The sequence below is a fragment of the Mariniradius sediminis genome, from assembly GCF_021491425.1.
GTDB lineage: Bacteria > Bacteroidota > Bacteroidia > Cytophagales > Cyclobacteriaceae > Mariniradius > Mariniradius saccharolyticus.
The window spans coordinates 19,664-33,467 of record NZ_JAKEVZ010000005.1; the positions used below are offsets into that span (position 1 = coordinate 19,664).

11 protein-coding genes and 1 pseudogene are annotated in these 13,804 nt (G+C 44.1%); 1 reads left to right on the top strand and 11 read right to left on the bottom strand.

What is annotated here, in order from left to right; genetic code table 11:
* Positions 1–17: 17 nt before the first annotated feature.
* From L0U89_RS07525 to L0U89_RS07540, 5 genes and pseudogenes are all read right to left on the bottom strand, one after another.
* On the bottom strand, positions 18–755 hold the full coding sequence (locus L0U89_RS07525; RefSeq protein WP_234860974.1) for a sulfotransferase: 738 nt from the start codon (positions 753–755) through the stop codon (positions 18–20).
* A gap of 201 nt (positions 756–956) precedes the next feature.
* Positions 957–1,859: pseudogene (locus L0U89_RS20605) on the bottom strand (fatty acid desaturase family protein).
* A 150-nt stretch (positions 1,860–2,009) separates the two neighbouring features.
* Positions 2,010–2,753 (bottom strand): iron-containing redox enzyme family protein, encoded by a 744-nt coding sequence (locus L0U89_RS07530; protein WP_234860975.1) that lies wholly within the window; start codon positions 2,751–2,753, stop codon positions 2,010–2,012.
* Positions 2,754–2,764: 11 nt separating this feature from the next.
* A complete protein-coding gene (locus tag L0U89_RS07535; RefSeq protein WP_234860976.1) occupies positions 2,765–3,868 on the bottom strand; it encodes a hypothetical protein in 1,104 nt (367 codons plus the stop codon).
* Positions 3,846–6,236: an aminotransferase class III-fold pyridoxal phosphate-dependent enzyme gene (locus L0U89_RS07540; protein ID WP_234860977.1), complete on the bottom strand. Its 2,391-nt coding sequence runs from the start codon at positions 6,234–6,236 to the stop codon at positions 3,846–3,848. The genes L0U89_RS07535 and L0U89_RS07540 overlap by 23 nt, the downstream gene beginning before the upstream one ends.
* A 532-nt stretch (positions 6,237–6,768) precedes the next feature.
* Between L0U89_RS07540 and L0U89_RS07545 the strand changes: the two genes are divergently transcribed.
* Positions 6,769–8,157 (top strand): Gfo/Idh/MocA family protein, encoded by a 1,389-nt coding sequence (locus L0U89_RS07545; protein WP_234860978.1) that lies wholly within the window; start codon positions 6,769–6,771, stop codon positions 8,155–8,157.
* A gap of 176 nt (positions 8,158–8,333) precedes the next feature.
* Here L0U89_RS07545 and L0U89_RS07550 read toward each other — a convergent pair whose 3' ends face one another.
* The 6 genes from L0U89_RS07550 to L0U89_RS07575 form a co-directional block, all read right to left on the bottom strand.
* Positions 8,334–8,765, bottom strand: coding sequence for a hypothetical protein (locus L0U89_RS07550; protein ID WP_234860979.1), 432 nt, complete (start codon positions 8,763–8,765; stop codon positions 8,334–8,336).
* A gap of 1 nt (position 8,766) precedes the next feature.
* Positions 8,767–9,153 (bottom strand): hypothetical protein, encoded by a 387-nt coding sequence (locus tag L0U89_RS07555; protein WP_234860980.1) that lies wholly within the window; start codon positions 9,151–9,153, stop codon positions 8,767–8,769.
* Positions 9,154–9,302: 149 nt separating this feature from the next.
* A complete protein-coding gene (locus tag L0U89_RS07560; protein ID WP_234860981.1) occupies positions 9,303–9,920 on the bottom strand; it encodes a DUF2306 domain-containing protein in 618 nt (205 codons plus the stop codon).
* 8 nt (positions 9,921–9,928) lie between these two features.
* Positions 9,929–11,776, bottom strand: a complete 1,848-nt coding sequence (locus tag L0U89_RS07565; protein ID WP_234860982.1) for a WG repeat-containing protein — start codon at positions 11,774–11,776, stop codon at positions 9,929–9,931.
* An 88-nt stretch (positions 11,777–11,864) separates the two neighbouring features.
* On the bottom strand, positions 11,865–12,428 hold the full coding sequence (locus L0U89_RS07570) for a DUF4256 domain-containing protein (protein ID WP_234860983.1): 564 nt from the start codon (positions 12,426–12,428) through the stop codon (positions 11,865–11,867).
* Positions 12,429–12,541: 113 nt separating this feature from the next.
* A complete protein-coding gene (locus tag L0U89_RS07575; protein ID WP_234860984.1) occupies positions 12,542–13,750 on the bottom strand; it encodes a GTP-binding protein in 1,209 nt (402 codons plus the stop codon).
* Between the last annotated feature and the right edge of the window lie 54 nt (positions 13,751–13,804).

The window sequence follows — 13,804 nt, forward strand, 5'->3', positions numbered from 1 at the left end:
AGACCGAGAAAATACCTTTAGTTAATCGCCAATTTCTGGAAAATTCGACCCAAGGTCTCTTTGGTATTGGTAGTTAATTCTTCAAATGTCAGTTCTACCAAATCGGTCTCATACAAGTGTTTCTTGTCCTGCTCGTAACGGGCATGAAAGACTTTATACATTTGCTGGATCATAAAGAGCGAGGTACTTTCTGAGTAATTCTCAAAGCTATATGACCTGTTGATATCCCAAAGCCGTTTGTTTGAGTTGAGACATTCTTTTTCTTCCCGTTTTATGAAAATAAATTTAGCATCAGGATATAACATTTTTAAATGGCTGATACGACCAGTATTTGGCGGTGACTTTAATACTAGTGTTTTTCCAGGATATCTCAAACGTATTTTGTCAGTGAAGTATAGATGTGCAGCTTTCCAGTTTTTTTGGCTTATTGTTTCTTGATTGGAATAATATCTATGAAGTATTTCAATACCCTTTGATGGGTATTGAAATAATCTATTAAAATCATCATTGTAAAGCAAAAGTGCATTCAGTGCCACATCGTCTTCACCGGGAAAATCCCAAGTGAACTTGATTCTGTGGAAACGGTTCTGAATATTTAAGGTGTTTGTTATAATTGTCAATACCTTTTTAAGCGGTGTTTGGACTACCAGCAAAAGTTCGGGGGCGACGGATTCAAAGACGTTTGGCGTGTGCATTTGTGGGGCGCTACTCACCATTTGCTGCAAATAAGTAGTCGCACTTCGATAAAATCCCAAAATGAATATGGTTTGGGTCTTTCTAACTTTGTGCCTAACCGATAAAAAGTAATATTCATCTATCATTCGCAGGGGCTAAAAAATATGGTCTTGAGAATCCACGGCAAAAGAGCAGGAATTTGTCTTGGGTTAACACCACCATTCTTAATGATTATTGCCAAAACTGGAACAATGGTTGAAATGGAATTAGGCGGTATTTGTTCATTTTGACATCTTTTGCAGGAGTGAAATATGACTTTTGAGCGCTTCACTGTAGTTTTTTCGGAAATACGGCATTTCATATTTTTCACATACTTGCCTTATCACCTCTGATAGCACTGGGTAGTGGACATGGGAAATTTTCGGAAACAGATGGTGTGAGGCGTTTGCGTTGAGTCCTCCAAGAAAGAAATTAAGCAAATTGCTGCATGGAGAAATATCAAGGGTAGACATCAATTGATTCAGGTACCAGTTGTCTTTGTAGCCACGGTCATCGGGAAAAAAAGAGGTTTCTTGGAAATAATGGGATGGTTGAAAGACGATACCTATCATTAGCCCATTAATGGCATGAATTGTGAAAAACGCTATCAATACTTCATTGAGAGAAAAACCGGCAAAAAACATTGGTATGAAAAAGAAATAAAACCCATAAAATGACTCGCTAAGCAATAGAATCAGCCATTCACTGATTGGTTGAAAGAATTTTGATCCCTTTTTTGGTTCCTGAAAAAAAATCAGAAAGTCAACGACAAAAACTATTAAGAGGGATAAACTCATGTAAACCACTGGCCATTAATATTAATGCCATTTGAAATACCATCGGTACTTGGTATCCGGAGAAATACGAAGAAATGGATCCATGTCCGGATCATGGTCCTTCCCTGCAATGTTTGTGTACTGGTGATGTGCCAAATTGTGCTTCAGGTACCAAGAGTAAGCATTTGCCCCAACAAGATTAAAGCTATAGCCAAGAAGTCTGTTGATCGCCTCGTTTCTTGAAAATGTTCCGTGAACAGCATCGTGACCAATATTGAAGACAATGAGAAGCGAAACTAAGCCCCAAATGATCGCAAGAAGGCATTTGATCTGAATCGAAAAACTGCTTAAGACAATGATAGCATACAATTAAAAGAATAATATCAATAGGGAAACAGCTTTAGCCCACATACTAGGCGTTGCAAATCTCCCATTTTTCTGTTTGTGCAAGTAATTGTTTACCGGAACCGTTAAGGCGGAAGAAAACGCGTTGTTTGTCCTCGAATGATTCACACTTAATTATGCGGTTTGATTTGGTTTACTTTGGATAATTAGATCCTTGATGAAGGCATAATCAGAGGCTTCACCTCTTTGTATCTTCAGGAATTCTTCAAACGTCTCATGAAACATGGTGTTGGTTAGGGACAAAGTTGTTTTCGCAACTTTCTTGACTTGATTCCAGTCTTGTTCTGTCTTACACACTTTCTGCAAGATTTCCACTACATCTTTCGCATGTTTGTCATCGATATGAGAATGACTGTAAAAGAAGGTCATTTGGCTTTTGTCGAGATTCATGGTATAGATCAGCATATCCATGAATGCCCTTATGAATGAATAGGAAGATTCTGACCAATAGCTATAGCCCAGTCGCTGTACTGGGTTTCCCTGAGTAGATATAAAGTACAAATAGGCTATCAGCAGTTCAGTGAATGGGAGTGGGGGCGGAATTTCTGCTCTGCTTTGGAATACGATACCCATGGATTTCAAATCATGCAACGCCATCAATTCATGGCCGGTTTCCTCCAGTGCATGCTCAAAGCAGAACTGCATGTAATGCGTATCCATGTTGGCCAAATTGGCACCAACCAAAGCTTGATTTCTTGCCGTATGAAAAGCATAGTGGTAGACCTGAATGAGGTAAATGGCAACAATAGTCCTGTCTTTTCCCGCCGACGTGTCAAAGAACCCAGCCAATCTGGGATGTGCGAGTGCTGATTTCCATTCGGCAGCTACGAGTGATTCCAATTCATTGATTAAGTTCATTTTTATGATGTTTAGTTTATTTTTTTTTCAAAACGACTGAAACGCCGTCCATCAAAGTATTTCCGATAGGTTGTATGTACGGTATATTTCTTTGCTTTTAATTTTTGTGCAAGCGAATGCATCCCAGCACTATGTTCTGCTATTCCACACAGGTAGGCACGTTCGATGTGGGAATCTTTCAAAATCTCTTTTGTAGCATGGTGGATAAGTCCCGCAATCAAGCCTTTGCCCTGATAGTCCTTTTTGATTGCGGCCAGGAACGCCTTGATCGTCTTTTTACCGCTTGGGTTTGGGAACAGTGACTCGTTTAAAATCCCCGACAAGTTGAGGATCGCCCCAATGACACCAATAGGTTCGTCCGCTTTATAGACAAAGGAAATAAGCTCGCCCCGCATCACTCCCCTCTGCATATTCAATTGCTTTATAATCGTCTCTTTATCAATTTGAATGATTCGGTTTTCGAGACCAAACGCTTCCTTGGAAATTTCCAGATAATCCGTAATGTATCTCTCAGGATCGCGAAGTGAAAAATGCTCAAATCTGTAATGCTCTTTGAATTGTCGCTCGAATACCTTCTCCATTCTTTGGAAAGGGTAATCTACGAGATTCAATACGTAGGATAGGGAATCGAAGTATGCTGAATAACCATTGTCGGCGAAATGCTGGTTATAGTAAGCAGGATTATAGTTTTCCTGATACACCTGGGTCGTAGAAGGAAAAGATTGGCATCCCCAAAACTGATGGCGTTCGCCAAAATTAACAGGGCCATCCGCTCCGATAAGTCCATGATCGAGCAACCAAGTTTCTGCAGCTTCAAACAATTTCCGCGCATATGGCGCATCATCGACACATTCATAGAACCCAATGCCTCCGACTCCAATCTCTTTTTTTGAAAAACTGTAAAATGCGGCAATTCGTCCTACAGGGGTATAGTCGCGATCCAACAGTACCCATCGTTCCGCGTCCCCGTTTTGGAATCCAGAATTTTGATTTCGATCAAAAATCTGTTCAATTTCTGAAATCAAGTGTGGCATCCAGTTCGGATCACTTCTGTACAAGAACGTCGGAACCTGGTGAAACATCTCTATCAACTTACTGTCGGTGAGTTTGTACAAATACATTGTTATTTGTTAAAACTTGGAGTAGGTATCTTGCAAATGAATGCATCAAAGATTCTTGGTAGAAATCAGACCTCCATTTGATGTCGATTAATAGGCCGTCTGGACCGCCTATCATTAGATTGATAACTATATCATACCTGATGTAGGAAGGATCGATCGCCACTGGCCTTAACAAGAAGCCTTCACCACTGATTGGCGATTCGATCTTGTCCAAGTTCAATATCAAATTTGGGCGTGCGCCATCTGAAACCCTTTGCGACCTTCTTGGTCTTTGTGAGGGGTAGTTTTTATCAAAATGATATCTGTGAGAGTCAATGACCGTAAATGAACCGATTTGTTCCTTGTGTCCGCGTCTTTCGGTAGTTGCAAAAGGGGATCCTATGATTACTTCGTCCGCATTCGGTTCAAATATTTCCCTAAATGAAATTGCGAATAGCTCTGAGAGGTATTCCAATGTTGAAACCCCGAGATTTCGTGCAGCCTTACGCAAGGACTCATAATCAATGTTTTCCGAATAGGAGACTTTACTCATAGGTGATACCCTAATCTCAGCCAATTCATTTTTGTTTGGCTGTACCCCTAACAGATTTGAGACTGGAAAATCGGGTAACTTGATACCTTTCCTCAAACAATGGTAAACATTCAAACTTCTCATCAAAAGAATCTTCATTGACCAACCATCGACAACGCGCCTATCTGATACCATGGCATAACATAAAAGATTACCATTGGAAAAAACCATCAAAAGGCCAAAACCACAACATCCCTTCTCTTCATCTATGAACTTTTGAAGCAATGGATCCAATTGTGAAAGGTGTGTGACTTCCTTCCTGACAACGATATCGGGCGTTATACGATGATACAAGGATTCTTCGCTGAGAACTGTGTACTTAAAAGCCATTTCCAACATATCTGGATCAATGAATCCATCTATTTTGATGGCAACTCCAATATTCATGGAAACATTGATTTCATGTTTTTCAGCACACTGTACAGTTCCTTCCTCGGTCTGGGTCAGGGCCGTTTGAAAATAACCAGAGGCCTTCATTAGCAAAGCGCACTTCTTAATGATTTTAGTGACTTCTGTGATTTCTACAGCCTTATGCGCTGTAGAAAAAAAGCTTGTTTTCCCTTCCCATACATAAAGGCCTTCCAGTAGAAGATGATGAAAAAATAGCTTGGCTGTACTAGGGACTTCTAGGCGAAACAGAGATCCAAAATGGGCACAGGATATCCCAATCTTATGATGGCTCATCCAGGTATTTAGGTCGTACACAAAATTAGCGGTGAGCTGATTTAGCCCATGACAGATATTTTCACCTTCTTCCAACAATTTGCTCGCCACTGCATTTGCAGCAGCTACACTCAATGGATGGTTGCAGAATGTTCCTGCAATAAAAGTCTTCCGTGATTTCGGTAGCGACTCGTCTTCAAATTTCCATTCACCACCATCGATTAGATCCATAATCGAAGACTTACCGCCCAGAATTCCAATAGGCATTCCGCCACCGATTACTTTTCCGTATGTGACAAGGTCACCCGTGACTCCGAAATACTTTTGTGCACCTCCAGGCGCTATTCTGAACCCCGTTATTATTTCATCTATGATAAGGACGATGTTTCCTTCGTTTGTGACATCTCTCAAATCATGAAGAAATTGAGCAGGGTGGCATCCAGGGTTCCTGCTTTGAACGGGCTCTGTAAGTACTGCCGCTATTTCATTTTGATGTAACCTTATGAATTCGATTGATGCAGGTGAATTAAAATCCAACAAAATTGAGTCTGCCTGGGAGGACATTGGCACGCCTGGGATGAGTGCAAGGGGTAATCCTGACATTGGGTCGGTTTTGAATACTAGAGTTGAATCGTTGTGCCCATTATATGCACCTTTGAAAACCACGATTTTGTTCTTTTGCGTAAACGCACGGGCAGTCCTAATCGCCACCATTATCGCCTCTGTTCCTGTATTGAAAAATGAAAGGCGTTCCACGCCAGTAAGACTTCGGATACTCAGGGCTAGTTTCCTCATTTCATCATAATAGGGACCAAGACCCCACGATCCCTGATTGACACTGGCAATTGCTTCTGAGATAAACTTGGGGTTGTGGCCAAACATATGTACCCCGAATCCCATCGTGATATCTATATATTCATTGCCATCGATGTCCATAAATTTGGCACCATCAAACGATTCAGCTACTGGAGTATAGCTAAAGTGTTTCTGGTCGGATGAAATCCCAGCAATGCTTCTATGGTTGGTCAGAATATTACGCTGTTCATCATTCCATACTCTTGTGAGAGGAAGCTTCCATTTACAATATCGCTCCAGATAGTCTCGATATTTTTCCTTATAGCATGACATTTTTTTTCGTACTAGTTGAATGAAAAACAATCCTAACTCATTTAAAGCAAACCTTGGTTAAAAACTCAAGATGTCCGTTTCAATTGTCAAAAGCCTACCTAAACCGATCAACCTAAGTATCATAAATGCGCACAATCGCGATCAATCATCCGGATAGAAACTTTGTCATTCTTTTCAATAACCAAATCTTTGATCCGATCCGACCAACTATTAGTAGTAAAAACTAAAACTAGGTGAAATAAAAGTGAAAGAATCGAAAGGATTAAATTCACGTTATTATAAATTTAATCTAATCGTAAAATTATTTTCATATTTCGTGTTAATTTTATTTTTTGCAATAATTACTTGACTGCCCGAAGATTACTGAATCTTGATCGCTTGAACATGCAATCCTAGAATATCGACTTGGGCATTGCTATGGCCGAACACAGTTTATGCATAAATTGCAGCTGTCGAAATCTTGTGCACTACCCGAAAGCACCTGGATTCACCACCCAAATCACGGTTCTATCACCCAAAATCTTTATCACCCATGACAAATCAACGCAGGAAGTTTTTGAAGAAAGTTGGAGGCTCGTTGGCTTTGGCAGGCTTAGGTACCGCGTTTGAAGCAGCGGCGCGTCCTGAGTCGACTACACTAAGCAGTAACATCAAACCCAGCGCCAACGACCGCATCCGGATCGGATTGATCGGTGCGGGGATTATCGGTCACTACGATACCGACACAGCCTTGAAAGTGGTAGGTGTGGAATTGGTTGCCGTTTGTGACCTTTATACGGGCCGTCTCGAATATGCCAAGGAAAAGTGGGGAAAGGATATGTTTACCACGCGGGATTACCGAGAGCTGCTCGAACGGGAGGATGTGGACGCGGTGTTGATCTGTACGCCGGACCATTGGCATCAGCGGATTGCGATCGATGCCTTGAAAGCTGGAAAGCATGTGTATTGCGAGAAACCCATGGTGCAAAAGATCGAGGAGGGGCAGGCTATCATTGATGCCCAAAAGGAATCCAAAAAGGTCTTTCAGGTTGGTAGCCAAAGGGCTAGTGCCTTGGCCGTTTTGGAAGCCAAAAAAGTCTTGCAAAGTGGAATGATAGGGGAGTTGACCTACGTTCAGGCGTTTTGCGACAGGTCTGATGCACGTGGTGCCTGGCAGTATTCCATCCCACGCGATGCCTCACCCGAGACAGTGGATTTTGACACTTTTTTGGGAGATGCGCCAAAGGTACCATTCGATGCCACGCGGTTTTTCCGTTGGAGAAATTACAAGGACTATGGTACCGGGGCCGCGGGTGATTTGATCGTACACCTATTGACTGGGATTCATACAATGACAGACTCCCTTGGTCCGACACGGATTTTCAGCCTTGGCGATTTGAAGTTCTGGCAGGATGGTAGGGAGGCTTACGACGTAATAAATGCCTTGATGGACTATCCCGCTTCGGAAAAGCACAAGTCCTTTCAGGTATACACCCGTGCAAATTTGGCGGATGGAGAAGGCAAGGGTGGATTTGGAATGAAAATGTATGGAACGGAAGGTGTGATCGACATCGGTTGGCATGAGTTCAAGGTGTCCACTGTGAAGCGTGGAAAAGCTCCTGGATTTGGGGGATATGATGCTTTTGAAAGCTTCTCCAGGCCTCAAAAGATCGAGTTTCAGAAATGGTACAAAGAAACTTATGGAACTGAGCAAAGTGGCTACCAGATCGGGAGGCAGAAAGTTTACAGTGCTCCGATTGGCTATGATGACAGGTTGGACCATTTGGTTGTATTTTTCAACGCAGTCCGTAACAACACAGAAGTATTGGAAGATGCGTCATTTGGCTTGAGGGCTGCTGCGCCGTCTTTGGCCTGCAACCTGAGTGTCGAGCAGGGAAAACCCATCCATTGGGATCCGGTTGGTATGAAGTTGGTGGGATAGTTGGGAGCTTCAATAGATATTGGTTATTGAGTTAGTGGTTATTGGGAGTTAATAGTCGAAAGTCCATAGTCCATAGAATAACTTCGAAAACCAATCCAACATTCCTGATATGCCTTGCCCCTACATTGTACTTCGTGCTTGGTACTTTGTACTGGGTACCATTCATCCCTCACCGCTTACTTCCCATCGCGTATCTTCCTCGGCCGTATTTGATACTGAGGCCAAGCCCTGTAGGCCAAAATTCCCCCACAGACCAAAAGCAATACCTGCAGCAACAATGTTGGCGGAGATTCCAGTTGCCTTCCGATTACAAAAAGCAGCAGCACCATTGAAAAAAATGCAATCAAACCCGTGACTTCTGATTCTTTTTCGGTTGCAATTCGATTGTAGAAAATCTTCGATACCAATCCACCAAACAGGAATGTGAACCAGATCATTTTGTGCCGGTAATCCCGCACCACATAACTGAAGGTGGGAAAATCCTTATCGGCCAAAGCGACCAACACAATATCGGCTACCACCATCAATCCCAACAGGGAGGCCACGATAATCCTGACCGTACGGATGTCGGATAGGTGTCTTTTCAGGTATCGTTTGGTGCTTATCATGTCAAAGTTGATAGTTCATAGACCAAAAAAGGTGACCATACACAAGGCCCACTGCCAACAGGATGGTGAGCAACAGTTTCGATTTCTCAAACTTGACCTTGTACCCAATGACGACCATGGCAATGACAGCGCCAAACAAGATCAAAACGGGGTACATTCCATTGGTCATTTTGAACGAGCTGTCCGTCGTGCCCATAAACAAATGCCCTGCAATGGCTCCAAGTGCAAAGGGGATGAAGAAAAATTTTCCTTTGGACCATTCGTACAGGAGCAGATTCGAGGTGTCGTTGTCGATGTCATTGAGGTTGAGTAGGACTTCGAGCACGAAATACGCAATGGCAAGACCGATCATGATATCAACGACCAAACTGTACTGTGCAGAATCCATGTTTCATCCGATTGCTTTGAGCTGAATTTACGGATTTTTTTGGAAGAGACTGAAAATGTGGGGGATAAGATGCATGGAGAAAACCAGAATTCGAAATGACGTTAGTAGAAAGCCCAGAGGTGGGTTGATTCGCCAAAACTGCGACTTCGTTAGTGGCGGGAAAGTCTGAGGTACAGCTCGGCCACGACCAGGTTTCCCAGCCAGCTTGCCCAAGCGATGGTCGCATAGGCATTGACGGTCGATAGGTCAAAGTCCCAATTGAAGATAAAAACGTACAGACGCAACGTCACTGCCGCAAAAGCCAATGCATAACTCCTGATCGCCCATCTGCGGTGGGAATCCAAATTCCCCGCTTTGATCGCCCTGAGTGCAAGCCAGGTAAATCCAAACCAAAGGATGTTTTGCAGCAAAAAACTCAAGAAAACCATCACCCCACGATCGATAAAAAAACTCATGCCCAATGCCCCAGGTGCCACCAACAACAAAACAGCCATCATATAGAACTTTCCCAGCCAACGGTGTGCATTGCGGTATTTCGGCTTTGACCCGGAGATGATTTGGAACAATCCTGCCAACAAAATCAGCCCAGCCGGCAATACGTGCAAGTAATAGAATGGCAAGTACCATCCGGATGCCACGGCTTCCTGTTTGATCCTTAGGAAACCGAAATTTGGATCAAAATTGAAATAGGTGAACGTGGTCCATGTCAACGGAAGGATCAACAACAAACCCAAAAAGACCAAAAACCGCGCTAACCACTTTTTCATTTGGCCTTTTACCTGCTTGCGATGGCTTTCTTGGGCAATAAGCTTGACAAGAAATCATAATTATGGCGGTCGATTTCGGAAAAGTTTGCCATGGCTTCTTCAATTTTGTCAGTGGTTTTATCGCCTTCCTTTCGGTAATAGGAAAAAAACATTTCCCGGTCTTCATCAGGGAAAACGTACCCGTTATCAGCCAAAATGCCGTCCAACATGAATCGGATGGTTCTTTCAGATAGGAAATCTGTGTTCACGTATTTTCCATCACCGAGGAAAAGTGAGAAATCTCCACGCACATAGCTGCTGTCCATTCTGGAGAACTTGGTTTCGGGAAACATCCTTGGTGTTTCCAAATATTGGATTTCACCGTTTTGACCCAAGCTGAAGTAGGAATAGTGGTTAAGGTTCATTTGGTCAGTATCGATGTCGAATAAATCAGAATAGTGGTTTGTTTTTGCCTCATAATAGCCGAAATCCTTTAGAAATCTGATGGAAACCAAATCCGAGCCATTGAAGTCGGCATTTGCCTTTACTGAATTCTCTTTGTCCAAGATTGCGACTCTCGAACGGTAATAAAACTCCTCCCTGCCATCCATATAGCGATCCTTGATAAGGACAATGAGCCCATTGAAGGTATCGCTGATCTTTTGCCAACTGAGACCGAGGAATTCCCGACTTTCATTGCCGGCATTGAATCCGAGGTCTGTGGTCGTGTAGCCAAACTCGATGCTGTCCATTACCTGTAGATTCGTCAGATAGGAGGGAGGGACCACATAACCGTTGCCCAGGTATTCCCTTTTGGGAACCTCCATCATCGCCTGTTGGCCGTTTTTGATGAGGAGTCCCTTGTCCAAATACTTGTAGCCTGCAAGGTATTCGTCAATCTGCGGGACGGGCGGAAGGCCTTCAAAACGCAGGAAATCGCTGTTGAAATAACCGGTTTGTTTACCTTCCTGGGTGAGGATCAATTTCTTGTCGTCAGACGTTGTGAAGGGTATCAATACGTCATAAACCGCCGGAATCACAGGAAGCCGCGATTGGAGATGATACATGCCGTACTTGCCGTTGCGCTTCACCTCCACGAGGTTTTCCATATCAAATCCCAGGGTACCGATCAAATCGTAATCCGCCGGAATGACGACCATGCCCTCGGCGTCGAGCAGGCCCATTTTATAGGAACCGAATTTGGGTACCGTTTTCTCAGCATCAACATGATAGTTGTCAAATGACTTTGGGTTGTCCCATTCTCCCTCGACAATATAGAAATACAGTTGATCCTGGTAGCGCGTGAACCAAATCACGGAATCCACACCTGCCTGCAGACGTTCCACAAGTTCGTAAACCAGCTTGCGCTTTTCGTATTCGGCTTCGAGTTCGAGTTTCCAAAAATCACGGTTTTCAAATGCGGTAAACTTATGGTAGAGCAAATCCGCATCCATTTCCCTGATCACGAAAGAATTGTCCAGTTTCTCGACTTTTGCCGAAACGATAAAGATTTCCGGTTCCTGGTTGGGATAATTCGTATTTACCAAACTGACCGGAAACCATACTTGGAGTTGGTTTTCGCCGATTTTCTGGAAGGTTGTCCTGCCGAAGTCAAACTCGCATTTGATGGAATGGTGGGTGTTTTTGAGCACCTTCACCAATTCGGTCAGGGCTTCCTGCGAGCGTTCCAACTTGAGCATACCCAAAAGCTTCCTGTCCTCTTCCGCCGACAATCCTTCCTTGAATTGCTCGACAAATTCATTGAGGAAGGTCAAGTTATCGTTGGCAATCTGAGCCTTTTTGTCTCCTTTGCATGACGATAGTATCAGTATCAAAAGCAATAGAGATAACTCGGAAAGGAGAAATCGATTTTTCATAGGCTATGGGACGATGCCTAAAACTACAAAATTATCCCCTTTTGATTGGCTGCGTTCTGAAAAATTAACAATCCCCAAAACTGGATTATTATACCCTTAGCATTCCCCTAAATCCCCTGGCGGCATAATACGACTCGGCCCCGTTGTGGTAGATGAAAACCTGCCCGTATCGCCAATCCCCGAAAATCGCCCCGCCGAGTTTCCGGATTTCCGTCGGCGTAGCAAGCCAACTCGAGGTCTTTGTATCAAAAGGGCCAAATTGCTGCAAATACCGGTATTGACTCTCGTTCAACACTTGGATTCCCATGTCTTCTGCCATTCCCACGGCGCTGTGGGCGGGTTTGTATTCTTTTCTCGATTCCAAGGCCGCAGGGTCATAGCATATACTGCGACGGCCTTTTGGGCTTTCCGGCGCGCAGTCCATAAAGATGAATTCACCGCTTTCTTCATCCCGTCCCACCACATCCGGTTCGCCACCCGTAGCTTCCATTTGCTGCAAAGACCAAAGTTTACCGGGTGAGCTTTCCAATTTATTCTGGACCTCCGCCCAGGTGATGCCGGCATGGCGGTGTTGGTATTTTGCGAAGCGCGTCTTGAGAACTTGAAAAAGTACCTCGCGTTCATTTTCCGAAAGCGGTGTGTAGTGGGCCATGATGCGGTATTTAGATGAAATGAATCTACACCTCCCGATCGGAAAACGCAAAAAAGGGACAAACATTTGTCCCTTTTCATCAAAAAATCTATATCGCAACAGCGACTTTCAAGTCAAATCCCAGTGGGAAATGGATCCGAAAACCGGATTCCTTTTTCGTACAAGTGAAGCTCATCGCCCTGTAGCAGGCATTTCTTCAGGTCAGCGACCATTCTTTCTTCGTCAATGTTTTGGCCGATGAATACCAGTTCATTCAATCGATCACCCCATTTTTTGCTCCACTTGCTTTCGATATAGGCTTGGTTGTGGACGTAGGATTCGTAGCGAATCCTGTCCGAATAAGGCATACTGCACCACCAAACGCCCGTGGATTCCATCCTTACGGATCCGCCGGCTTGTGAAAAGTTCAGGGCTTCATTGGGGCGTGAGGCCAACCAAAACAGTCCCTTGGCCCGAATGACACCGGCAGGGTAGGATTCGTTGAGGTATTTCCAGAAGCGTTTTGGGTGGAACGGTCTTTGGTCCCGGAAGACAAATGAACTGATGCCGTACTCCTCTGTCTCGGGTGTATGGCCTTCGGATTCGAGTTCTTTTTGCCATCCAGCGGAGGTCTGGGCTTCGTCAAAGTCAAACAAGCCGGTATTCAGGATTTCTTTGGGGGCGACTTTGCCAAACTGCGATTGGATGATCTTTGCTCCAGGATTGAGCCTTTGGATGGTGGCCCGCAGCATTCCGAGGGATTTGTCATCGACAAGGTCCGTCTTGTTTAGGATGATTATGTTGGCAAATTCCACCTGGTCAGTCAGCAGGTTGACAATCGTGCGGTGGTCACCTTCGATATCAGTCAGACTGCGGTCCATCAATGTCTCGTCCGTGCCAAAGTCCTTGAAGAAATTGAAACAATCCACCACGGTCACCATGGAGTCGATATAGCTGAATTTGGACAGGTCGATGCCCTTTTCCTCGTCTACAAAAGAAAAAGTCTGCGCTACCGGCACCGGTTCACTGATACCCGTACTCTCGATCAGCAGGTAATCGAAGCGGCCCTCCTTGGCGAGTTTCTCGACCTCAATCATCAAATCTTCCCGCAACGTGCAGCAGATGCAGCCGTTGCTCATTTCTACCAATCGCTCTTCCGTGCGAGAAAGCGTGTTTTCACTTTCCACTAGGCGGGCGTCCACGTTGACTTCGCTCATGTCATTGACGATGACGGCGACTTTCATACCTTCTTTGTTGTGGAGAACGTGGTTGAGTAGGGTGGTTTTACCTGCACCGAGGAAGCCACTGAGGACTGTGACTGGAAGTTTTTTGGTCGTTGGCATGAAATGAAGAATGAAGTCCTATTAATGCAATATTGTTGCAAAAATAAGACTTCA